21 protein-coding genes are annotated in these 22,553 nt (G+C 53.9%); 17 read left to right on the top strand and 4 right to left on the bottom strand.

Translation table 11 applies throughout. From position 1 onward, the window contains the following. Positions 1–13 precede the first annotated feature (13 nt). The 6 genes from LOC22_RS00175 (at position 14) to LOC22_RS00150 (ending at position 6,876) form a co-directional block, all read left to right on the top strand. Positions 14–802: a sugar phosphate isomerase/epimerase family protein gene (locus LOC22_RS00175; protein WP_047731554.1), complete on the top strand. Its 789-nt coding sequence runs from the start codon at positions 14–16 to the stop codon at positions 800–802. An 11-nt stretch (positions 803–813) separates the two neighbouring features. Beyond that, the gene (locus LOC22_RS00170; protein ID WP_087876610.1) at positions 814–1,872 is read left to right on the top strand and encodes a Gfo/Idh/MocA family protein; all 1,059 of its coding nucleotides are present in this window, start codon (positions 814–816) and stop codon (positions 1,870–1,872) included. Continuing rightward, complete coding sequence (locus tag LOC22_RS00165; RefSeq protein ID WP_230239244.1) at positions 1,866–4,145, top strand: glycoside hydrolase family 65 protein; 2,280 nt, start codon at positions 1,866–1,868, stop codon at positions 4,143–4,145. The genes LOC22_RS00170 and LOC22_RS00165 overlap by 7 nt, the downstream gene beginning before the upstream one ends. Continuing rightward, a complete protein-coding gene (gene pgmB / locus LOC22_RS00160; RefSeq protein ID WP_022648295.1) occupies positions 4,135–4,800 on the top strand; it encodes a beta-phosphoglucomutase in 666 nt (221 codons plus the stop codon). Before LOC22_RS00165 ends, pgmB begins: the two co-directional genes overlap by 11 nt. Before the next feature lie 13 nt (positions 4,801–4,813). Then, a complete protein-coding gene (locus LOC22_RS00155; RefSeq protein ID WP_032619600.1) occupies positions 4,814–5,896 on the top strand; it encodes an ABC transporter ATP-binding protein in 1,083 nt (360 codons plus the stop codon). A gap of 65 nt (positions 5,897–5,961) precedes the next feature. Then, positions 5,962–6,876 (top strand): OmpG family monomeric porin, encoded by a 915-nt coding sequence (locus tag LOC22_RS00150; RefSeq protein WP_023303821.1) that lies wholly within the window; start codon positions 5,962–5,964, stop codon positions 6,874–6,876. A gap of 33 nt (positions 6,877–6,909) precedes the next feature. Here the strand turns inward: LOC22_RS00150 and LOC22_RS00145 are convergent, their stop codons facing one another. Next, positions 6,910–7,920, bottom strand: coding sequence for a LacI family DNA-binding transcriptional regulator (locus tag LOC22_RS00145; protein ID WP_017693340.1), 1,011 nt, complete (start codon positions 7,918–7,920; stop codon positions 6,910–6,912). Positions 7,921–8,075: 155 nt separating this feature from the next. Here LOC22_RS00145 and LOC22_RS00140 point away from each other — a divergent pair, with 155 nt between their 5' ends. From LOC22_RS00140 to tyrR, 3 genes are all read left to right on the top strand, one after another. After that, the gene (locus tag LOC22_RS00140; protein WP_023296695.1) at positions 8,076–9,473 is read left to right on the top strand and encodes a YcjX family protein; all 1,398 of its coding nucleotides are present in this window, start codon (positions 8,076–8,078) and stop codon (positions 9,471–9,473) included. Further along, on the top strand, positions 9,470–10,522 hold the full coding sequence (locus LOC22_RS00135; protein WP_230239243.1) for a YcjF family protein: 1,053 nt from the start codon (positions 9,470–9,472) through the stop codon (positions 10,520–10,522). Before LOC22_RS00140 ends, LOC22_RS00135 begins: the two co-directional genes overlap by 4 nt. A gap of 111 nt (positions 10,523–10,633) precedes the next feature. Next, on the top strand, positions 10,634–12,175 hold the full coding sequence (gene tyrR, locus LOC22_RS00130; RefSeq protein WP_230239242.1) for a transcriptional regulator TyrR: 1,542 nt from the start codon (positions 10,634–10,636) through the stop codon (positions 12,173–12,175). 34 nt (positions 12,176–12,209) lie between these two features. Here the strand turns inward: tyrR and tpx are convergent, their stop codons facing one another. Then, entirely contained in the window at positions 12,210–12,716 is a 507-nt protein-coding gene (gene tpx, locus LOC22_RS00125; RefSeq protein ID WP_003856889.1) for a thiol peroxidase, read from the bottom strand. 106 nt (positions 12,717–12,822) lie between these two features. On the opposite strand from tpx, the gene ycjG reads away from it, so the two are divergent. Further along, on the top strand, positions 12,823–13,788 hold the full coding sequence (gene ycjG / locus LOC22_RS00120; RefSeq protein WP_141414610.1) for an L-Ala-D/L-Glu epimerase: 966 nt from the start codon (positions 12,823–12,825) through the stop codon (positions 13,786–13,788). Here ycjG and mpaA read toward each other — a convergent pair. Beyond that, positions 13,779–14,492 carry a murein tripeptide amidase MpaA gene (gene mpaA / locus LOC22_RS00115; protein ID WP_230239241.1) on the bottom strand — a complete coding sequence of 238 codons (714 nt, stop codon included), beginning with the start codon at positions 14,490–14,492 and terminating at the stop codon, positions 13,779–13,781. The genes ycjG and mpaA overlap by 10 nt on opposite strands. A 183-nt stretch (positions 14,493–14,675) precedes the next feature. Between mpaA and LOC22_RS00110 the strand changes: the two genes are divergently transcribed. The 7 genes from LOC22_RS00110 (at position 14,676) to dbpA (ending at position 21,531) form a co-directional block, all read left to right on the top strand. Then, positions 14,676–16,292: a peptide ABC transporter substrate-binding protein gene (locus tag LOC22_RS00110; RefSeq protein WP_023303815.1), complete on the top strand. Its 1,617-nt coding sequence runs from the start codon at positions 14,676–14,678 to the stop codon at positions 16,290–16,292. A gap of 190 nt (positions 16,293–16,482) precedes the next feature. After that, positions 16,483–16,635: a VasL domain-containing protein gene (locus LOC22_RS22270; protein WP_276326250.1), complete on the top strand. Its 153-nt coding sequence runs from the start codon at positions 16,483–16,485 to the stop codon at positions 16,633–16,635. Positions 16,636–16,663: 28 nt separating this feature from the next. Next, entirely contained in the window at positions 16,664–17,152 is a 489-nt protein-coding gene (locus tag LOC22_RS00100; RefSeq protein WP_196348148.1) for a hypothetical protein, read from the top strand. A 316-nt stretch (positions 17,153–17,468) separates the two neighbouring features. Beyond that, the gene (locus LOC22_RS00095; RefSeq protein ID WP_126498568.1) at positions 17,469–18,599 is read left to right on the top strand and encodes a methyl-accepting chemotaxis protein; all 1,131 of its coding nucleotides are present in this window, start codon (positions 17,469–17,471) and stop codon (positions 18,597–18,599) included. Positions 18,600–18,689: 90 nt separating this feature from the next. Beyond that, positions 18,690–19,673: a zinc transporter ZntB gene (zntB, locus tag LOC22_RS00090; protein WP_017382256.1), complete on the top strand. Its 984-nt coding sequence runs from the start codon at positions 18,690–18,692 to the stop codon at positions 19,671–19,673. A 280-nt stretch (positions 19,674–19,953) separates the two neighbouring features. Beyond that, positions 19,954–20,100: a hypothetical protein gene (locus LOC22_RS00085; protein WP_275427718.1), complete on the top strand. Its 147-nt coding sequence runs from the start codon at positions 19,954–19,956 to the stop codon at positions 20,098–20,100. A 57-nt stretch (positions 20,101–20,157) separates the two neighbouring features. Further along, entirely contained in the window at positions 20,158–21,531 is a 1,374-nt protein-coding gene (dbpA, locus tag LOC22_RS00080; protein ID WP_230239240.1) for an ATP-dependent RNA helicase DbpA, read from the top strand. A gap of 43 nt (positions 21,532–21,574) precedes the next feature. Here the strand turns inward: dbpA and ttcA are convergent, their stop codons facing one another. Beyond that, positions 21,575–22,510: a tRNA 2-thiocytidine(32) synthetase TtcA gene (gene ttcA, locus LOC22_RS00075; RefSeq protein WP_001186974.1), complete on the bottom strand. Its 936-nt coding sequence runs from the start codon at positions 22,508–22,510 to the stop codon at positions 21,575–21,577. Positions 22,511–22,553 lie beyond the last annotated feature (43 nt).

The raw sequence follows: 22,553 nt of genomic DNA, 5'->3' as shown, positions 1-22,553 counted from the left end.
AGGACAGCAAATCATGAAAATCGCAACACAAAACCAGGCCTTTTTCCCGACAGCTATCATGGAAAAATTCGAATACATCAAAGCGATGGGATTTGATGGCTACGAAATTGATGGCCGGCTGCTGGTGGAAAACCTCGACGAAGTAAAAGCGGCTATCAAAGCCACCGGCCTGCCGGTCACGACGGCCTGTGGCGGATACGATGGCTGGATCGGGGATTTTATCGAAGAACGCCGCCTGAACGGTCTCCAGCAGATTGAACGCATTCTGGAAGCGCTGGCAGAAGTGGGCGGCAAGGGGATTATCGTTCCGGCTGCCTGGGGGATGTTTACCTTCCGTCTGCCGCCAATGACTTCGCCTCGTAGCCTGGACGGCGATCGCAAAGCGGTCAGCGCTTCCCTGCGCTGGCTGGATGAGGTTGCAGCGCGCACCGGTACTACCGTCTACCTGGAGCCGCTGAACCGCTATCAGGATCATATGATCAACACTCTGGCCGACGCGCGTCGTTATATCGTAGAGAACGGCCTGAAGCACGTGCAGATCATCGGTGATTTCTACCACATGAATATTGAAGAAGACTCCCTGACGGAAGCGCTGCATCAGAACCGCGACCTGCTGGGTCATGTGCACATTGCTGATAACCACCGCTATCAGCCGGGCAGCGGCAGCCTCGATTTCGCTAGCCTGTTCGATCAGCTGCGTGCTGATAACTATCAGGGTTACGTCGTGTACGAGTGCCGGGTGCGTGCCGACGATCCGGCTCAGGCCTATAAGGACTCTCTCACTTACTTGCGTGAATGCTAAGGATGACGAGCGTGATGAGTGCTTCTACACCTTTGCCTCTGCGCGTCGCCATTATTGGCGCCGGGCAGGTTGCAGACAAAGTGCATGCCTCGTATTACGCCACGCGCAGTGATGTTCAAATGGTGGCTGTCATGGACAGCCGCCTTGAGCAGGCACAGGCGTTCGCGGAACGTTATGCTATTCCATCGGCATGGCAGGACGCTCACGAGATGTTGCAGGAAGTAAAACCGGATGTGGTGAGCGTCTGTTCGCCTAACCGGTTCCATTTTGAACATGTGATGGCGGCTCTCGAAGCAGGCTGTCATGTGATGTGTGAAAAGCCGCCGGCGATGACGCCGCACCAGGCAGATGAGATGCGTCTCGCGGCGCGCAAGGCCGGAAAAGTCCTCGCGTACGATTTTCACCATCGCTTTGCCCTGGATACCCTGCTCCTGCGCGAGGCGGTAATGAACGGAACGCTCGGTGAAATTTACTTCACCTCCGCGCAGGCCCTGCGTCGCTGCGGTGTGCCGGGGTGGGGCGTGTTCACCAATAAATCGCTCCAGGGCGGCGGGCCGCTGATCGATATCGGCATTCACATGCTGGATGCCGCGATGTATGTGCTCGGCTTCCCGACCGTGAAACGGGTAACCGCGCACAGCTTCCAGAGACTGGGGAACCGGAAACACACCGGCCAGTTTGGCGAATGGGATCCTGCGCAGTTTACCGTGGAAGATGCCCTGTTTGGCACGATTGAGTTCTGCAACGGTGGCATTCTGCGTCTGGACACCTCTTTTGCGCTTAATATCCGCGAGCTGTCGATCATGAACGTTTCTTTCTGCGGTGAGAAGGCGGGTGCAACGCTGTTCCCGGCACACATTTATAACGACGAAGCCGGTGTTTTGCAGACGCTGATCCAGCGTGAAGAAGCTGACGATCGGAGACATCTGCGCAGTATGGACGCGTTTGTTCGCCACGTATTGGGCGAGCCGGTCATGATTGCCGATGCGGAGCAGGGGCTGGTGATCCAGCAATTAGTCGCGGCGTTATATGAAGCCGCGGAAACAGGGGAAAGCGTGACGTTATGCTGAACCAGTCTGTATTAACCGATCCGGGCTTTTGCCCGCATAGTCTGAATAAGTACGCGTCCATTATGGCCTGCGGCAATGGCTACATGGGCATGCGCGCCACGCATGAAGAAGATTACACCCAGCAGACCAGAGGCATGTATCTCGCGGGGCTGTATCATCGCGCGGGACGCAACGAAACCACTGAGCTGATCAATCTGCCGGATGTCACCGGGATTGAAGTTGAGCTGGACGGCGTCAATTTCACGCTCCTTTCAGGAGAAATTCTTGAGTGGCAACGCGAGCTGGCCTTTGCTAACGGCGAACTGCATCGTAACGTTGTCTGGCGTTCGCCGGACGGAAAACGCTATCGCCTCGAGAGCCGTCGTTTTGTTTCGCTGGACCAGTTGCCCTTAGTGGTAATGCAGCTCTCGATCACACCGCTTGACGGCGCCGCTCAGGCCGTGCTGAAAACCGGCATAGATGCGACACAAACGAACAGCGGCAGGCAGCACCTGGATGAAATCTCGGTCAGGGTCTTTGACCAGCACTACATGCAGGGTGTGTATGAAACGCAGGACCGGGCGTCTGAAGTTGTTGTTTCGGCGTTTTGTCAGCTCTCCGCTAAGAGCGACAGTTGTTTCACCGCCAAAAATCGTCGCCTCAGCGTTCATCATTCTCTGACTATCTCGCAAGGTGACACTGTCACGCTTGAAAAAATCGTCTGGCTGACGCATCGCTGCGATAAATCGCTCTCTCAGGAGTCTTTCGCCCGCAACGCGCTGGCCGATCTCAAAGTCTGCGCCGCAAGAGGCTACGATGCGTTGCTTGAAAGCTCAGCGTACGCCTGGAAAGCGGTATGGCGTGACGCTCGGGTGGAAGTGACGTGTGCAGAACAGCAGGATCAGCTGGCGCTGGATTACGCCGTCTGGCATCTGACGACAATGACGCCTGCTCATGATGAGCGAAGCAGTATTGCGGCGAAAGGGCTGACGGGTGAGGGGTATAAGGGACACGTCTTCTGGGATACCGAAATTTTCCTGCTGCCGTTCCATCTGTTTACCCGTCCACAGATTGCCCGCAGTCTGCTGCGCTATCGCTGGCTCAATCTTTCGGGCGCGCGTGAAAAAGCACGCCGTAACGGTTGGCCGGGCGCGTTGTTCCCGTGGGAAAGCGCCGCCAGCGGACAGGAAGAGACGCCAGAATTTGCGGCCATTAACATCCGCACCGGGGTTCGCCAGAAGGTCGCCTCCGCACTCGCTGAACACCACATCGTGGCTGATATTGCCTGGGCCGTTGTCGCTTACTGGCAGGCAACACACGACGATGCCTTTATGCGCAATGAGGGCCTGACGCTGCTGATGGAAACCGCTTCGTTCTGGATGGGACGCGCGGCGGAAATTAATGGTCGTCTTGAGATCCATGACGTAATCGGACCGGATGAATACACCGAGCATGTCAACAACAACGCCTACACCAACTATCTGGCCTGGCACAACGTTGCCTGCGCGCGTCAGTTTATGGCGATGTTTGGGCGTGAAGATGCGCGTTTTACGGAGAATGCCGGGACGTTTCTGGCGCGCCTGTGGCTGCCAGAGGCCGACGCAGAGGGTGTGATCCCGCAGGATGATACCTTCATGGCAAAACCTGCCATCGATCTGAGCCGCTATAAAGCCAAAGCGGGTAAGCAAACCATTCTGCTTGATTACTCTCGCGCGGAAGTGAACGAGATGCAGATCCTGAAGCAGGCCGACGTGGTGATGCTTAACTACCTGCTGCCGGAACGGTTTACGCCGCAGCAATGTGCCGCCAATCTGGCGTTCTACGAGCCACGCACGATCCATGATTCATCCCTGAGTAAAGCCATTCACGGCATTGTGCTCGCACGCTGCGGTGACACCGACGGGGCGTATGCCTTCTGGCGTGATGGGATTGCCATCGACCTGGGGGACGACCCGCACAGCAGCGATGATGGTATTCATGCCGCCGCCACCGGTGCGATCTGGTTGGGCGCCATTCAGGGATTTGCTGGCCTGCACATTAGCGAAGGGGAGCTGCATCTTGCGCCGAAGCTGCCTGCTCACTGGCAGAAACTCGCCTTTCCGCTGCGGTGGCGGGACGCAACGATGCACATTACCTGTGAAGATGACCAGTTAACCATTGAAACCGCCGCACCTGTCACGTTGACGCTGTGGGGTAAAACGCTGCACGTATCAGGGCGAAAGGTCTGTGAGCGTAAGGACTTTCTTGCATCTGTTAATGGGACCGCTACCACGGAGGGGCGCCATGACACTTAACGCTGTTGTATTCGATCTGGACGGGGTGATCACCGATACCGCGCATCTTCACTTTCTGGCCTGGCGCGCCGTGGCGGAGGAGATTGGTATCACCTTCGATGAAGTATTTAACGAACAGCTGAAGGGAATAAGCCGTATGGACTCCCTCCAGCGCATTCTGAAACATGGCGGGAAAGAGGGGATGTTCAGTGACGAGCAGCGCCTGGCGCTGGCGACGAAAAAAAACGCGCTTTACGTCCAGTCGCTGGCATCACTGACGCAGGATTCGCTGCTGCCGGGTATTCGCGACGTGCTGGCGGATATTCGCGCCGCGAAGGTCAAAATTGGCCTGGCATCCGTATCGCTTAATGCTCCTGGGATTTTGCACGCGTTGGGTATTCATCAGGCTTTCGATTTTTGCGCCGATGCTTCGCGCATTTGCCGCTCAAAGCCGGACCCGGAAATCTTCCTTGCGGCCTGTAAAGGACTGAACGTGCGTCCTGAAGAGGCCATTGGTATCGAAGATGCCGCCGCAGGAGTAGATGCGATTAACGCCGCAGGAATGCTGTCGGTCGGGATTGGGCCTGGCCTGAACCATGCGGGATTACAACTTCATTCAACGCAGGAACTGACCTGGGAACGCCTGACGGCGTTCTGGGCATCCCGGGCGTATTGATAAGGAATTAATAATGGCTCAACTGTCTCTGAAACACATTCAGAAAATCTATGATAACCAGGTCCACGTGGTGAAGGATTTCAACCTCGAAATTGAAGACAAAGAATTTATTGTCTTCGTCGGTCCATCGGGCTGTGGGAAATCCACGACGCTGCGAATGATTGCCGGCCTCGAGGAGATCAGCGCGGGTGAACTGATTATTGACGGGGTTTGCATGAATGATGTTCCCGCCAAGTCCCGTGATATTGCGATGGTCTTCCAGAACTATGCGCTCTATCCGCATATGACGGTCTACGACAACATGGCGTTTGGCCTGAAAATGCAAAAAATTGCGCCCTCCGTCATTGAAGAACGCGTTACCTGGGCGGCACAGATCCTGGGCTTGCGCGACTATCTCCAGCGTAAACCTGGTGCGTTGTCCGGCGGTCAGCGCCAGCGCGTGGCGTTAGGCAGGGCGATAGTGCGCGAAGCGGGGGTCTTCCTGATGGATGAGCCTTTATCCAATCTCGATGCCAAACTTCGTGTGCAGATGCGCGCTGAAATCAGCAAGCTGCACCAGAAGCTTAATACCACCATGATTTACGTGACGCACGATCAGACGGAAGCCATGACGATGGCGACCCGCATCGTGATTTTAAAGGACGGCATCATTCAGCAGGTGGGCGCGCCGAAGCAGGTCTACAACGAGCCGGCGAATATGTTCGTTGCAGGGTTTATTGGTTCGCCTGCGATGAACTTCATTCGTGGCGCGATCGACGACCGCTACTTTGTGACGGAAACGCTGCGCCTGGAGATCCCGGAGGACAAGCTGGCCGTACTGAATGCGCAAGGTTACCAGCGTAAAGCGGTTGTCTTTGGGATCCGTCCGGAAGACATTCTCACCGCACAGCGAAGCGGTGAAAACATCACGGCGAAGATCAGCGTTGCTGAGCTGACCGGGGCTGAATTTATGCTTTATGCCACCGTGGGTGGGCATGAACTGGTTGTCCGTGCGGGAGCGGCGGATGATTACGTTGCCGGAGATAATATCGGCATCCAGTTCGATATGAATAAGTGCCATTTCTTCGATGCTGATACTGAAACAGCTATTAGATAAGAAAGGTGTTCGCCGGAAATGAAAGTTTCCGGTTTTTTGTGTGTTAATTATAAAGGAATATTTTAATGAGTACTCTACTAAGAAGTGCTGCGCTCGTCCTGTGCGCAGGGGTGAGCTGCGCGCAAGCAACAGAATCAGCCAAACAGTGGGAATTTAATATTGGCGCCATGTATGAAATTGAAAACGTCGAAGGTCAGGCCGACGATAAAGATGGATTATATGAACCCTCCGTGTGGTTTAATGCCACATGGGATGCCTGGACCATTTCGCTGGCTATGTATCAGGAAGGGCCGGTCGATTACAGTAGCATGACGCGCGGCACCTATTTCGATCGTCCTGAAGTAGAATTACGCTATCGTTTTATCGGCACCGATGATTTTACGTTCGGCCTGACCGGTGGCTTCCGTAATTATGGCTATCACTTTAAGGATGAGCATGGTGCTAAAGACGGTAGTGCTAATATGCAGCGCTATAAAGTTCAGCCTGACTGGGATATTAAACTAACCGACGACTGGCGTTTTGGCGGCTGGTTTGCCATGTATCAGTTTGCCAACGATCTGGAAAAAACCGGCTATTCTGACAGCCGCGTCGAGACCGAAACCGGTTTTACCTGGACAATTAACGAAACGGTCTCGGCAAAAGTTAATTACTATTTAGAGCGCGGTTTTAATATGGACGGCTCACGAAATAACGGTGAATTCTCCACTCAGGAAATTCGCGCCTATCTGCCGATTTCATTGGGTCAGACGACGCTAACGCCTTATACCCGTCTGGGACTCGATCGCTGGTCAAACTGGGACTGGCAAGACGATCCTGAGCGTGAAGGACATGATTTCAACCGTTTGGGTATGCTGTACGCCTATGATTTTAACAATGGTTTATCCATGACGCTGGAATATGCCTACGAATGGGAAAACCATGACGAAGGGGAAAGTGACCGCTTCCACTATGCCGGTATCGGCGTGAATTACGCGTTTTGATAACACTTCACCAGGGGCGTTTGCCCCTGGTTTTTAGCGTAATGAAGCCGCATCTGAAAAATGCGTTTCAACCAATATCTTATGCGGGGCAGGTTTACCCGCTATGCACCTGAACAACACATCGCAGCTCTCTTCGCCCAGCTTTCTGGTGGGGATATCAAAGCCGCCAGGCGCAGGGGTTAAAATGAGAGATAGCATTGGGTCGCTGTATCCTGCCATTGCGACCTGTTCGGGGATCGTCAGGTTTAGCGCATCCGCGGCACGATAAAGACTCAGCAATTTCATACTGTCTGTCGCAAAAACCGCATCGGGCGGGTTGTCTGAAGAGAGTAGCTGACAGGCCGCCTGAAGCGCGCTTTCATGGGTATATCCGCCATCAATAACCCAGTCCGGGTTAACTGCAATACCCTGCTTCTCAAGACTCGATTTATAGCCCGCCAGGCGATCGATAGAAACGTGATAATCGAGCGGGGCATGCAGGCAGGCAATTTTAGTGCGACCATGTTTGATAAATGAGTCGGTTAATATGGCGCTGTCGCGGAAATTATCCGTGTCGACAGAATAGATATTCTGGTAATTACCTTCCACTTTACCAATAACGACCACGGGCACGCCATATTCGTCCAGCGTCGCGAAAAAAGACTCGTTCGCCGGCGAGCTTAGCATGATGATCCCCTTGATCATCTTCTGCTTTATTTTACCCACGCATTTTTGCAGATCATCTTCGCTGCTTTTGGACGTTTGTAAAATAACATCAAAACCCTCTTCTTCTGCTTTTGCCGTAATGGCATGTAGTACATCAGAGAAAAACGGATTGCCTGCGGTGGTTTTGGTTGAACGGGTCGAAATAACCATAATGGCGTCGAAGCCAGAAGAGGTGAGTGCGCGGGCAAGTTTATTCGGTTGATAATTTAATTCTTCTATCGCCTTCAACACCTTTTCGCGCGCTTCAGGAGAAATATTCGTTTGTTTATTCAGAACGCGCGACACGGTTGATTTCGAAACGCCAGCAACGCGGGCAATATCATAGATGGTGGGTGACATACACCTTACTCACTCCAGACGGACAGCAATTGCGCCCATCTTACTGGAGAGAAAACGGCAATAGCAATAATTAAGAATTGATAATCAACGATCTGCCCCAATTTACTGTATTCTGAAGTGACTTTTTTCAGGGTTCCAGGCAATGAAGGACGGCGATGAAGCGACTTAAAAACGAATTCAATTCTCTGGTGAACCGTGGCGTTGATCGCCATCTGCGTCTTGCCGTGACGGGGCTGAGCCGCAGCGGTAAGACAGCATTCATTACGGCGATGGTCAATCAGCTGTTGAACCTGCATGCAGGGGCGCGCCTGCCACTGCTTAGCGCAGTGCGCGAGGAGCGGTTGCTTGGGGTGAAACGCGTACCGCAACGTGATTTTGGCATACCCCGTTTCACCTATGATGAAGGTCTGGCGCAGTTATACGGGGAGCCTCCCGCCTGGCCCACCCCGACGCGTGGCGTGAGCGAAATCCGGCTTGCGCTTCGTTTCCGCTCGAATGAATCCCTGATGCGTCACTTCAAAGAAACGTCCACGCTCTATCTCGAAATTGTGGATTACCCGGGAGAATGGCTGCTCGATTTACCGATGCTGGCGCAGGATTACCTGAGCTGGTCCCGACAGATGACCGGTCTGTTGCAGGGGCAGCGGGCAGAGTGGTCGACCAAATGGCGCCAGCTTTGCGAAGGACTGGATCCGCTGGCACCGGCGGATGAAAACCGTCTGGCCGTCATAGCCGAAGCCTGGACGGATTACCTGCATCAGTGCAAGCAGGAGGGGTTGCATTTTATTCAGCCGGGCCGCTTTGTTCTGCCGGGTGATTTAGCCGGTGCTCCCGCGCTACAGTTTTTCCCGTGGCCGGACGTTGACAGCATCGGTGAATCGAAACTGGCGCAGGCGGACAAGACCACCAACGCCGGTATGCTCCGCGAGCGATACAATTATTACTGTGAGAAGGTGGTTAAGGGCTTTTATAAAAATCACTTTTTACGCTTTGACCGCCAGATCGTGCTGGTGGACTGCCTGCAACCGCTCAACAGCGGGCCGCAGGCGTTCAATGATATGCGGCTGGCGCTGACGCAGCTGATGCAAAGCTTTCATTATGGCCAGCGTACGCTGTTTCGCCGTTTGTTCTCGCCGGTCATCGACAAGCTGCTGTTTGCCGCCACAAAAGCTGACCATGTGACGGTCGATCAGCACGCCAACATGGTATCCCTGCTGCAACAGCTGGTGCAGGATGCCTGGCAGAATGCGGCCTTCGAAGGGATCAGTATGGATTGTCTGGGGCTGGCGTCCGTACAGGCTACGCAGAGTGGGTTGATTGACCTGAATGGCGAGAAAATTCCGGCCCTGCGGGGCAACCGTCTCAGCGACGGTGCGCCGCTCACGGTCTATCCGGGGGAAGTTCCGGCGCGTCTGCCGGGCCAGGCTTTCTGGCAAAGCCAGGGTTTTCAGTTCGAAGCCTTCCGTCCGCAGAGTATGAACGTTGACCAGCCATTGCCGCATATCCGTCTGGATGCCGCGCTGGAGTTTTTAATTGGAGATAAATTGCGATGACGGAACCGTTAAAACCACGCATTGATTTTACCGGCCAGCTTGAGCAGTCCCCGCATGAGGCGTTTAAAACGGCGCAAACCTTCAGCGGGCCGCAGGCCGACAACTTTGCTCCCGTGCTGGCAGACGAACCGATGGTTGAAGAGGGGCAGGCGGAAGCGGTTGTTGATGCGGCACTGCGCCCGAAACGCAGCCTGTGGCGCAAGATGGTGACCGCCGGGTTAGCCCTTTTTGGTGTGAGCGTAATCGGTCAGGGCGTGCAGTGGGGCGTCAATGCCTGGCAAACGCAGGACTGGGTGGCGCTGGGGGGATGCGCCGCCGGGGCGTTGATTGTTGGTGCGGGCGTTGGCTCAGTCGTCACCGAGTGGCGTCGCCTCTGGCGTTTGCGTCAGCGTGCCCACGAACGCGATGAAGCGCGGGATCTGCTGCACAGTCACGGCACAGGAAAAGGGCGTGCTTTTTGTGAAAAGCTTGCGGCTCAGGCCGGGATTGATCACTCTCACCCGGCGCTTCAGCGCTGGTATGCGGCGATCCACGAAACCCAGAATGACCAGGAAGTGGTCACGCTCTATGCCCACATTGTTCAGCCGGTGCTGGATGCGCAGGCCCGTCGTGAGATCAGCCGCTCGGCGGCGGAATCTACCCTGATGATCGCCGTCAGTCCGCTGGCGATGGTGGACATGGCCTTTATCGCCTGGCGCAACCTGCGCCTGATCAACCGCATCGCCAGACTGTATGGCATCGAGCTTGGCTATTACAGCCGGCTGCGCCTGTTCAAACTGGTATTGCTGAATATCGCCTTCGCCGGGGCAAGCGAACTGGTACGGGAGGTCGGGATGGACTGGATGTCGCAGGATCTTGCGGCGCGTCTCTCTGCCCGGGCGGCGCACGGGATTGGTGCCGGTCTGCTGACGGCACGCCTGGGCATCAAAGCGATGGAAGTTTGTCGTCCACTCCCCTGGATCGATGGCGATAAGCCGCGGCTGGGGGATTTCCGTCGCGAATTGATTGGCCAGCTTAAAGAGACGCTCAATAAAAAACCTGCTCAGTGAGGTTTTGTTTACTAATCGTGCGGGCTGTCAATATTTGTTGACAGCCACCTTCCCGAATACCGTTATCTGACATATCATTTTATTGTTATTGGCTTAAACGGTGAATTTCCCATGCGTCTGGAAGTCTTTTGTGAGGACCGTCTCGGTCTGACCCGCGAGTTACTCGATCTTCTTGTTTTACGTAGCATTGATTTACGTGGCATAGAGATCGACCCTGTCGGGCGAATTTACCTCAATTTTGCCGAAATTGAATTTAATACCTTCAGTAGCCTGATGGCGGAAATCCGCCGTATCGCTGGCGTTACGGATGTACGCACCATCCCCTGGATGCCGTCCGAGCGGGAACATCTTGCGCTGAGCGCGCTGCTGGAAGCAATGCCGGAGCCGTTTCTCTCTCTCGATCTGAAAAATAAAGTCGAGCGCGTTAACCAGGCCAGCTGCCAGCTGTTTGCGCAGACTCAGGAAAAACTTATCGGGCACCACGCCACGCAACTGATTACCGGTTTTAATTTCCAGCGCTGGCTGGACAGCAACCCGCAAAATACCCATAGCGAGCATGTCGTTATCAACGGACAGAATTTCCTGATGGAGATCACGCCGGTCTACCTGAAAGGGGAAAATGCCGCGCGGGTGCTCACCGGCGCGGTGATCATGCTGCGCTCCACGGTGCGCATGGGACGCCAGTTACAGAATCTTTCCAGCCAGGACGTCGGCGCATTCAGCCAGATTATTGCGGTGAGCCCGAAGATGCGTCATGTAATCGACCAGGCGCGCAAGCTGGCAAATCTTACGGCGCCGCTGCTGATTACCGGGGATACCGGTACGGGGAAAGATCTGCTGGCGCATGCTGTGCACATGGCCAGCCCGCGTGCGGCAAAACCGTATCTGGCGCTGAACTGCGCGTCTATTCCTGAAGATGCGGTGGAAAGTGAGCTGTTCGGGCATGCGCCGGAAGGTAAAAAAGGCTTCTTTGAACAGGCGAACGGCGGCTCGGTGCTGCTGGACGAGATTGGCGAAATGTCGCCACGCATGCAGGCGAAACTGCTTCGTTTTCTCAATGACGGCACGTTTCGCCGCGTGGGGGAAGATCATGAAGTACACGTGGATGTGCGCGTCATCTGCGCCACCCAGAAAAACCTGGTGGAGCTGGTGCAGAAAGAGGTATTCCGCGAAGATCTCTACTATCGTCTCAACGTTCTGACGCTCAATATTCCGCCGCTGCGCGATTGCCCGCAGGACATTATGCCGTTGACGGAACTGTTCGTGGCCCGTTTTGCCGACGAGCAGGGCGTGCCGCGTCCGAAGCTCTCTGCCGACCTGGGCACCGTGCTGACGCGTTACGGCTGGCCGGGCAATATTCGTCAGCTTAAAAATGCGGTCTATCGCGCATTAACTCAGCTTGAAGGGTATGAACTGCGCCCTCAGGATATTCTGTTGCCGGATTACGATGCCGGGACGGTCTCGGTAGGCGAAGAGGCAATGGAAGGCTCGCTGGATGACATCACCAGCCGTTTCGAGCGTTCGGTGTTAACGCAGCTTTATCGCAGCTATCCGAGCACGCGCAAGCTGGCTAAACGTCTTGGGGTGTCACATACCGCAATTGCGAATAAGCTGCGCGAGTATGGGTTAAATCAGAAGAAGGGTGACGAATAAATAAAAAAGCCTCTTTGCAGAGGCTTTTTTACGTTTAGGCTTTAAGCGCCTCAAGTGCAGCGGTGTAATCCGGTTCGGTAGTGATTTCGTTAACCAGCTCACTGAAAACAACGTTGTCGTTTTCGTCGATCACCAGTACCGCACGAGCAGCCAGACCTTTCAGCGCGCCTTCGGAAATGGCAACACCGTATTTTTCCAGGAAATCCGGGCTGCGCAGAGTGGAAAGGGTGATGACGTTGCTCAGGCCTTCAGCGCCGCAGAAGCGGGACTGGGCAAACGGCAGGTCAGCAGAAATGCACAGCACTACGGTGTTGTCCATTTCGGTCGCCAGCTGGTTGAATTTACGCACTGATGCAGCACAAACGCCAGTATCGATGCTTGGGAAAATGTTCAGGACTTTACGTTTGCCAGCAAACTGGCTCAGCGTGACGTCAGACAGATCTTTAGCCACCAGAGTAAAAGGCTGTGCTTTGCTGCCAGACTGTGGGATGGAACCTGCAACAGCAACCGGGTTGCCCTGGAAATGAACGAGTTGTGACATAGATATCTTCCTGTTTACAAATAGTTAACGTCGTGGCTAGTGTATGTCATCCGCAGTTAGCACGGCAAACCAATTTTCTGCCTTTCCGGCCTGCAAGGAGTCAGTGATGAGAAGCGTTAAGGTCTATGAAGAAGCCTGGCCATTGCACACCCCGTTTGTGATCTCGCGCGGCAGCCGTAATGAGGCCTGCGTGGTCGTGGTTGAATGTGAAGAGGACGGCGTAAAAGGCGTCGGGGAATGTACCCCTTATCCTCGCTACGGAGAAAGCCTGGCGTCAGTCATGGCGCAAATTATGACGGTGGTGCCCGAGTTGCAGGCGGGCCTGACGCGTGAGGCTCTTCAGCTTCGGTTGCCGGCCGGCGCGGCACGCAACGCGGTTGACTGCGCACTCTGGAGTCTGGAAGCGGCGAAACAACAAAAACCGCTGCCTGCGCTGCTGGACGTTACGCTGCCGCAATCGATCGTCACCGCGCAAACGGTGGTCATCGGTGAACCAGAGCAAATGGCCGCCAGCGCTCAGGCGTTGTATGCCACCGGTGCAACCTTATTAAAGGTGAAGCTCGACGATCGTCTGATTAGCGAACGCATGGTCGCCATTCGTGCGGCGGTGCCTGATGCCACTCTTATCGTCGATGCGAATGAATCATGGCATAGCGAAGGGCTGGCAGCCCGTTGTCAGCTGCTTGCCGATCTGGGCGTCGCCATGCTGGAGCAACCCCTACCGGCAGAAGACGATGCCGCGCTGGCGAATTTTATTCATCCGCTTCCCGTCTGTGCAGATGAAAGCTGTCATACCCGTGAGAGCCTGTCAGCTCTCAAGGGACGCTACGAGATGGTGAACATTAAGCTGGATAAAACAGGTGGATTAACCGAGGCCCTGGCACTGGCACAAGATGCCCAGGCGCAAGGCTTTGCTCTGATGCTGGGCTGCATGTTGTGCACGTCAAGAGCGATCGGCGCTGCGCTCCCGCTGGTGAACAGCGTGCGTTTTGCCGATCTTGACGGCCCAACCTGGCTGGCGGTTGACGTATCACCCGCCCTGAATTTTACCTCCGGTGTACTTCATCTTTGAGGCTGCCAGCGCAGGAGATCTGTCATCGCCCGCAGGTATTTTTCGCTCGCTTCATCCGAGGAGATGGGCGGAAACTCAGCGGTGATACAGTGAAGGCTGAGGTCCGCGCACCAGCTGCCAAACGACCCGGGTGTTTCATAGCCAACGCTGCTCACCAGAGGTAGAGCAAACGCATCCGCCAGCCACTGTCCGAGCGCCGTATGACGAGGATCTTCAATACAGGCGAGGGGATCGTGGAAAGAGACAACCCAGGCCGGGTGGATCTTATGAATAAGCTGGCACAGCGCCTGAGTCTCCGGTTCGGAACCGGGTTTGTCTCCTGTGAGCAGGACCACATCTCGCTCCTGCGCCGAACTGTTCCAGCGATACACCGTTTCACCGGCGCGCCAGTTTGCCGCCGGGAAGTTCCTGTTCAGGTCAACGCCGCGTGCATTCGCCCGTAATCCAAGCTGACAACCGTCCGGGTTGACGGTCAAAATCACATGATGACGTCGTAAATCGGGGGGCAGCGTACGTAGCGCGCACGAGAGCGTCACGACAGACGAGTTTTCATCGCCATGCGTGCCCGCAATGATTAAGCCGCTATTGCGATCGGCCTCGGGTGCCGGAAACCAGATCAGCGGCGCGCCTAAAAACGAGCGTCCATAATGTTCAGTCCCGGGCGGGAAGGCGCCGCGTTCCGTTCTTGGTCGGGTAGTTGCCATAGTAAACCCTGATGATAAAGTCACTTCTGGCAGTGTTGTGCAAAAGCCGCGCTTAATCAAATAGTTTCCGTGTGTGTGGAAAATTGCCTGACATCAACTTTCCGGAGGAAGCATTTGCATTTCTCCGTTTCGAAACAAATAATTACGCATCTGCCTGTTACCTGACATCATTAAGGGGATCGTATGAAGCATCCTGTTTCGCTTCTTTGTACTGCGCTGTGGCTGTGCGGGCTTTCTTCACTTTCATATGCCGCGGAGGTTCCCGAAGGAACGGTTCTGGCGCAAAAGCAGGAGCTGGTTCGACATATTAAAGATGAGCCCGCTTCGCTCGATCCGGCAAAAGCGGTGGGGTTGCCCGAGATACAGGTGATCCGCGACCTCTATGAAGGGCTGGTAAATCAGAACGAAAAAGGGGAGTTAGTTCCCGGCGTGGCGACGCGCTGGCAGAGCAATGACAACCGCGTCTGGACGTTCACGTTGCGGGATAACGCTAAGTGGTCTGACGGAACCCCGGTGACGGCACAAGATTTTGTCTATAGCTGGCGTCGTCTGGTTGATCCTAAAACAACGTCACCTTTCGCCTGGTTTGCGGCGCTGGCGGGCATTAACAATGCCCAGGCCATTATCGACGGCAAAGCTGCTCCGGATACCCTCGGCGTGACGGCGGTGGATGCTAAAACGTTGCGCGTGCAGCTGGACAAACCGCTGCCCTGGTTCAGCAATCTGACGGCTAATTTCGCGTTTTATCCTGTTCAAAAGGCCAATGTGGAAAGCGGTAAGGAATGGACGCGCCCTGGCGCGCTCATTGGCAACGGTGCGTATGTGCTGAAAGATCGCGTGGTGAATGAAAAACTGGTGGTTGAGCCGAATTCTCATTACTGGGATAACGCCAGGACGGTGCTTAAAAAAGTCACCTTTGTGCCAATCAATCAGGAGTCCTCAGCGACCAAACGCTATCTGGCGGGCGATATCGATATTACAGAATCGTTTCCGAAAAACATGTACCAGAAGCTGCTTAAAGATATTCCGGGTCAGGTATATACACCGCCACAGCTTGGGACCTATTACTACGCGTTTAACACGCAAAAAGGCCCAACCGCGGATGCCCGCGTACGTCTCGCGCTCAGCATGACTATCGACAGACGTATTATGGCGGAGAAAGTCCTGGGGACCGGTGAGAAACCGGCCTGGCATTTTACTCCCGATGTCACTGCGGGCTTTACGCCGGAAACCTCGCCATTTGAGCAGATGTCGCAGCAAGAGCTGAATGCGCAGGCGAAAACGTTGTTGCAGGCGGCAGGCTATGGCCCTCAGCGTCCGCTAAAATTAACGCTGCTGTATAACACGTCTGAAAACCACCAGAAAATCGCGATTGCCGTTGCATCCATGTGGAAGAAAAATCTGGGTGTTGACGTTAAGTTGCAGAATCAGGAGTGGAAAACCTACATCGACAGCCGCAATACCGGGAATTTTGACGTCATCCGTGCATCGTGGGTAGGGGACTACAACGAGCCGTCGACATTCCTGTCGCTGCTGACCTCCTCCCACAGCGGGAATATCTCACGATTCAACGATCCTGCTTACGATAAGATTATTCATCAGGCGACGCTCGAAACCACTGAAAAAGCGCGTAATGCCGACTACAACATGGCCGAGAAGATCCTCACCGAGAAAGCACCGATTGCCCCTATTTATCAGTACACCAATGGCCGTCTCATCAAGCCATGGGTTAAAGGTTATCCGATAAATAACCCAGAGGATGTTGCGTACAGCCGTACAATGTATATTGAAAAGCACTAAAAAGAGCTCAGGGCGCTACGTGATTATGGTTAACATCCATTAACCGCATAAGCGCCCGCTCTCAGGGTTGATTGTTTTACAGCCTGGTTATTTCCGAATATTCCCTTCATATCAGCCCATCACTCATTGTCATGATGAATATCTTCAGAGAGATTCTTCCTCCCGTTTATCGAAAAACGCGTAGTCATTTATTCGCCATACCGTTCCGCTTGAGGAGCGGCTTCGTCTGCTTTCCATTTTACCTGCCGGGCAACCCCTGTCAGCAGCGCAGCTAAACCAGACCGAACAGCATCTTCAGCAGTTGATTGCCAGCTATGCCCTGCTGAAGCACCAAAAAGAATAATGAGACTGGCGAAAAACACGGAGTTGACATGTCAGCAAGAGAGCGTTTTTTTAAGAAAGTGCAACAGAATATCGGGGACAAACCAATCTATGTTAATACGGCTGAGGCCGAAGTCAGGGCGTTTTGTGAGCGGATGGAGGATCTTGCGCAGCAAATCATTACATGGTTTGAAGGTTCTGGTATTGAAATATTTTTATCTAAAAAACATATCACCGATTTAAGTACGGTTGGCTACAGCCTCAGTAGCGGTATATGTCGTTATGCCATTACGACGATCATTTTGCAAAACGGAGATCGCAGCGTCACCATTATGCCAGAACAGGTGATCAGGGGGCCTGAGAAGGGGTGTGTGACGATGAGTATTAATGCCCCCGATAGTCTGTCGGGGGCGAGGATATTCCATTTAAGCATGGTGCCTGAAACAGGCTGGTATATTCGTCGCGGGCATCAGAGTGCAAAAGAGAATATTCTCATGACTGAGGACTGTTTTTTCCAGGCTATCGACTGTCTGGCCTGAACGTAACTCACCCTAACGGAAGGAGCGCGCATTAACGTAGTTTATATATATTAACTACGTTAACTTATTAAGCACCACTAAACAACGACGCCCTACAGTACCCCTCCTTAAATATATAATTACCATTTTTCAAGGGGTATCAGCAACCCAACGACAAGCCAGATATTTAGCGTAAAACATGCTTTTTGTCCGCCTTAAGTAAAACTGCGCAAATCAAACTGCAAAACAACAAACCAGCGACGAACGTGAGGACAAATTCGTATGGCAATGCTATAACCCTTAATGCCAACCAAAATATAATGTCCCAGGAAAACGTATGCTAAGAAATATTAGTGTCAGAACGTTCATTGTCTATTTCCTTTTATGTGTATTTTTGGTAAGTGATGGAGTTATAGCGCTATTTTCACGGAATTCTTCGCTTTTTATTGCAGTCATAATTGTACAATTCATCGCTTTATTTTTGCTTTGGGCGTACATGACCAAATATCTTGTGACGCCGATCAATACGGTGAAAAAAAGTATTGAAGAAGTAACGTCAGGCAAACTTGGCGTGTTGATACCTGAATTTGGCAACAACTGTGCGGGACGACTGATCCCGGGGATTAACAGTCTCTCCAACAACATTGCAACGCTGGTCCGTGAGATCCGCGCCTCCTCGCAAACCGCGATGACCCTGTCTGATCAACTCTCTTCACGCAGCGCGCAGCTTTCCGTCAAAACAGAACAGCAGTCAGCTTCGCTGGTGCAAACGGCAGCCAGCATGGAAGAGATGGCTGCAAGTACAAAAAATAATGCCGACAATACCCGTTTAGCCAGCGAGCAGGCGAATATCGCGACGTTACAGGCGCGTAAAGGCGGAGAATTAATGGGGCAGGTTGCGAACAATATGCAGTCGATTACCGACTGCGCCCAGCAAATGACAGAGATTATCTCGCTGATTGACGGTATCGCTTTTCAGACCAATATTCTGGCGCTTAACGCCGCCGTTGAAGCGGCAAGAGCGGGCGACCATGGTAAAGGGTTTTCTGTGGTCGCGGGTGAGGTGAGAAGCCTGGCGCATCGTAGCGCCGAAGCGGCAAAAAATATTAAGTCACTGATTGAAGTTACCAGCCATAACGTGACGCAGGGCGTTAACGTGGTCTCTGAAGCCGAAAAAAACATGCATGACATTGTTACCGGTTCGGGCAATGTGAGCAGACTGATGGATGAAATATCCGCCTCAACATCAGAACAGGAAAAAGGTATTTCACAAATTACGCAGGCATTGTCAGAGCTTGAACGCGTAACGCAGAGCAACGTGTCGATGGTTGAGGAACTCAATGGGTCGTCAGATGTGCTGCGCAATCAGGTGATTGAGCTCCAGACACGAACACGTAATTTCCGTCTGGAAAATGAGTTCCAGACTGACAATGCGTTAAGAAGCCGCGAATGGGCGGTGAATTCCTGAACGTATTCAGGACGATGCCTCACATAATTATTGCTTAACCCTCGGCGAAAGCTAGACTGACACCGAAAGAGATAAAACGGTGGAGGCGCTGTGGAGAGCATTAAAGGGTCTGAGGTTAACGTACCTGACGCAGTTTTTGCATGGGTGTTTGATGGACAAGGCGGCGCAAGGCCGCTTGAAGATCAGGATCACATCGACAGCGAACATCCATGCTGGCTGCACCTCAACTACACGCACCCGGACAGCGCCGAGTGGCTCGCGTCCACGCCGCTACTGCCCAACAACGTTCGGGATGCGCTGGCGGGAGAAAGTCTCAGACCCCGCGTAAGCCGGATGGGTGAGGGGACGTTAATTACGCTGCGTTGTATAAACGGCAGTACGGATGAGCGTCCGGATCAGCTGGTGGCAATGCGTGTTTATATGGATGAACGGCTGATTGTTTCCACCCGCCAGAGAAAAGTGCTGGCGCTGGATGATGTCATTAACGATCTGAAAGAGGGCACGGGGCCTACGGATTGCGGCAGCTGGCTGGTGGATGTGTGTGATGCGCTGACCGATCATGCCAGCGAGTTTATAGAAGAACTTCACGATAAAATCATCGATCTGGAAGATAACCTGCTCGATCAGCAAATCCCCCCACGTGGTTTTCTGGCGCTGCTGCGTAAGCAGCTCATCGTGATGCGCCGCTATATGACCCCTCAGCGCGACGTTTATGCGCGGCTGGCCAGCGAACGCATGAGCTGGATGAACGACGATCAGCGCCGCAGAATGCAGGATATCGCTGACCGGCTCGGACGTGGACTGGACGAGATTGACTCATGTATTGCCAGAACGGCAGTCATGGCGGATGAGATAGCCCAGGTGATGCAGGAGTCGTTAGCCAGGAGAACGTACACCATGTCGCTGATGGCGATGGTCTTTTTACCGAGTACCTTCCTGACGGGGTTGTTTGGCGTAAACCTCGGAGGGATCCCCGGCGGTGAATATCACTATGGCTTCACCACGTTTTGCGTCATGTTAGTGGTTTTGATTGGGGGTGTTGCATGGTGGTTGCATCGTAGTAAATGGCTGTAAATTTACGCTTTTCTGAGGCAGAGTCGGCTTCAAAACGACATTTTAATTGAGCGAAGTCAATAAACTCCGACCATGTTAGGTGCAATATTACTCCCGCAGGTGAATGCAACGTCAAGCGATGGGCGTTGCGCTCCATATTGTCTTACTTCCTTTTTTTGAATTACTGCATAGCACAATTGATTCGTACGACGCCGACTTCATAGTCGGCTTTTTTTTGCCTCCTGTTTATCTGCGTCTACCCTTTAGGAGTCAGCACCCTAATCTGGAGGAAAAGATGAGTATGCTACTTGCCCTGCAACGCCTCAACACCTGGCAGTCCGATCCGGTGCCCACCGATCCGACGCCGATACCCGATCCTGTCCCACGTCCGCAGCCGATGCCGGATCCGCCGCCGGATGAAGAACCGATTAAATTGTCGCATCGTTAGCGCAGATCTGCGAGGATACGCGCCATCTGACTGCAATCATTACCACGAGAGTATATTGTGACCGCTTTTTCCACGCTGAACGTTCTGCCTGAAGCCCAACTGACTAACCTGAATGAGTTGGGCTACCTCACTATGACCCCTGTCCAGGCCGCCGCGCTGCCGGCTATCCTTGAAGGCCGTGACGTGCGCGTGCAGGCGAAAACCGGCAGTGGAAAAACGGCTGCATTCGGGCTAGGCCTGTTACAACACATTGATGCAACCTTGTTTCAGACCCAGTCCCTGATACTCTGCCCGACGCGCGAGCTGGCCGACCAGGTCGCGGGTGAGCTGCGTCGTCTGGCGCGTTTTTTGCCTAACACTAAAATTTTAACGCTCTGCGGCGGGCAACCGTTCGGAGCGCAGCGCGATTCCCTTCAGCACGCGCCGCATATCATTGTGGCAACGCCGGGCCGTCTGCTCGATCACCTGCAAAAAGGCACTGTTTCACTCGATGCACTGCAAACGCTGGTGATGGATGAAGCTGACCGCATGCTGGATATGGGCTTCAGCGATGCGATTGACGAAGTGATCCGCTTTGCCCCAGCCACACGCCAGACGCTGCTCTTTTCTGCCACCTGGCCCGAGGCGATTGCAGCGATCAGCGGGCGCGTGCAGAAGAACCCGCTGACCATTGAAATCGATACTGTCGATGCGTTACCGGCGATTGAGCAGCAGTTCTTCGAGACATCGCAGCACGGCAAAATTCCACTGCTACAAAAATTGCTGAGCCAACACCAGCCAGCGTCCTGCGTGGTGTTCTGTAATACCAAAAAAGATTGTCAGGCGGTGTGCGATGCTCTGAATGATGCCGGACAGAGCGCATTATCGCTGCATGGCGATCTGGAACAGCGCGATCGCGATCAGACTCTGGTGCGTTTCGCTAACGGCAGCGCACGCGTGCTGGTTGCAACGGATGTTGCGGCCCGTGGCCTGGATATTAAATCGCTTGAGCTGGTGGTGAATTTCGAACTGGCATGGGATCCGGAAGTGCATGTCCACCGCATCGGGCGTACCGCGCGCGCAGGTAACAGTGGTCTCGCCATCAGCTTCTGCGCACCTGAAGAGGCGCAGCGCGCCAATATTCTTGCGGAAATGCTGCAACTGAAACTCAACTGGGTGAATACCCCTGGTAATATCAGCATCGCTCCGCTGGCGGCGGAAATGGCCACCTTGTGCATCGACGGCGGTAAAAAGGCCAAAATGCGTCCCGGTGACGTTCTGGGGGCGTTAACTGGGGATATCGGTCTCGACGGGGCCGATATTGGCAAGATCACGGTCCATCCTGCGCATGTCTACGTAGCGGTTCGCCAGTCGGTTGCGCAGAAGGCCTGGAAACAGTTGCAGGGCGGGAAGATTAAAGGGAAGACCTGCCGCGTTCGACTGCTGAAATAAGCTTAAAACGCGTCTCAGAAATGATATCTGAGACGCTGCCAGGTTACTTGACTTCTACCACGTTCAGGCGCAGTTCATCGAATTGCGCATCCTCTTCCTCTGGCTGCCAGCCAGCAGGCTGCATCGGGATCTCTTCGCGGTCAAACGCCAGATCCCCGCCATTCACCACCTCTGAACCGTGGTTAATCCCTTTGAAATCGAACAGTTCAACGTCGGCCAGGTGCGAAGGCACCACGTTCTGCATGGCGCTGAACATGGTTTCGATGCGGCCCGGATAGCGTTTATCCCAGTCACGCAGCATGTCGCCAATGACCTGACGTTGCAGGTTCGGCTGTGAGCCGCACAGATTGCACGGAATGATAGGGAAGGCTTTGGCCTGGGAGAAACGCTCAATGTCTTTCTCGCGGCAGTAGGCGAGTGGGCGGATCACGATGTGTTTGCCGTCGTCGCTCATCAGCTTCGGTGGCATTCCCTTCATTTTGCCGCCATAGAACATATTCAGAAACAGCGTTTGCAGAATGTCGTCCCGGTGATGACCAAGCGCAATCTTGGTGGCGCCCAGTTCGGTTGCGGTGCGGTACAGAATGCCGCGACGCAAACGTGAGCAGAGCGAGCAGGTCGTTTTGCCCTCTGGGATCTTCTCTTTAACAATGCCGTAGGTATTCTCTTCTACGATTTTGTACTCAACGCCCAGGTTCTCAAGGTACTCCGGCAGGATATGCTCCGGGAAGCCCGGCTGTTTCTGATCGAGGTTAACCGCGACCAGGGAAAAGTTCACCGGTGCGCTTTGCTGTAGATTGCGCAGGATTTCCAGCATGGTGTAGCTGTCTTTACCGCCCGACAGGCAGACCATGATGCGATCGCCTTCTTCAATCATGTTGAAGTCTGCAATGGCTTCGCCCACGTTACGGCGCAGTCGCTTTTGCAGTTTATTCAGGTTGTACTGTTCTTTCTTGTTAATCTCTTGATTTTGTTGCATCTATTCGTTACTCAGATCTCAAATGGGGCACAGGGTGAGGAAA

The sequence above is a fragment of the Enterobacter sp. AN-K1 genome (genome assembly GCF_020971765.1).
GTDB classification, from domain to species: Bacteria; Pseudomonadota; Gammaproteobacteria; order Enterobacterales; family Enterobacteriaceae; genus Enterobacter; species Enterobacter hormaechei_C.
This window is presented reverse-complemented; position numbering and strand designations above follow the sequence as displayed.

Coding starts and splice junctions, on each gene's coding strand:
- mpaA (WP_230239241.1), bottom strand. CDS start 14,492: ATGGCAACTACCCGACCAAGAACGGAACGCGGCGCCTTCCCGCCCGGG.
- LOC22_RS00110 (WP_023303815.1), top strand. CDS start 14,676: ATGAAGCATCCTGTTTCGCTTCTTTGTACTGCGCTGTGGCTGTGCGGG.
- LOC22_RS00085 (WP_275427718.1), top strand. CDS start 19,954: ATGCTACTTGCCCTGCAACGCCTCAACACCTGGCAGTCCGATCCGGTG.
- ycjG (WP_141414610.1), top strand. CDS start 12,823: ATGAGAAGCGTTAAGGTCTATGAAGAAGCCTGGCCATTGCACACCCCG.
- LOC22_RS00095 (WP_126498568.1), top strand. CDS start 17,469: ATGCTAAGAAATATTAGTGTCAGAACGTTCATTGTCTATTTCCTTTTA.
- LOC22_RS00165 (WP_230239244.1), top strand. CDS start 1,866: ATGCTGAACCAGTCTGTATTAACCGATCCGGGCTTTTGCCCGCATAGT.
- LOC22_RS00175 (WP_047731554.1), top strand. CDS start 14: ATGAAAATCGCAACACAAAACCAGGCCTTTTTCCCGACAGCTATCATG.
- pgmB (WP_022648295.1), top strand. CDS start 4,135: ATGACACTTAACGCTGTTGTATTCGATCTGGACGGGGTGATCACCGAT.
- tyrR (WP_230239242.1), top strand. CDS start 10,634: ATGCGTCTGGAAGTCTTTTGTGAGGACCGTCTCGGTCTGACCCGCGAG.
- LOC22_RS00100 (WP_196348148.1), top strand. CDS start 16,664: ATGTCAGCAAGAGAGCGTTTTTTTAAGAAAGTGCAACAGAATATCGGG.
- LOC22_RS00150 (WP_023303821.1), top strand. CDS start 5,962: ATGAGTACTCTACTAAGAAGTGCTGCGCTCGTCCTGTGCGCAGGGGTG.
- LOC22_RS00135 (WP_230239243.1), top strand. CDS start 9,470: ATGACGGAACCGTTAAAACCACGCATTGATTTTACCGGCCAGCTTGAG.
- LOC22_RS00140 (WP_023296695.1), top strand. CDS start 8,076: ATGAAGCGACTTAAAAACGAATTCAATTCTCTGGTGAACCGTGGCGTT.
- LOC22_RS00145 (WP_017693340.1), bottom strand. CDS start 7,920: ATGTCACCCACCATCTATGATATTGCCCGCGTTGCTGGCGTTTCGAAA.
- ttcA (WP_001186974.1), bottom strand. CDS start 22,510: ATGCAACAAAATCAAGAGATTAACAAGAAAGAACAGTACAACCTGAAT.
- tpx (WP_003856889.1), bottom strand. CDS start 12,716: ATGTCACAACTCGTTCATTTCCAGGGCAACCCGGTTGCTGTTGCAGGT.
- LOC22_RS00155 (WP_032619600.1), top strand. CDS start 4,814: ATGGCTCAACTGTCTCTGAAACACATTCAGAAAATCTATGATAACCAG.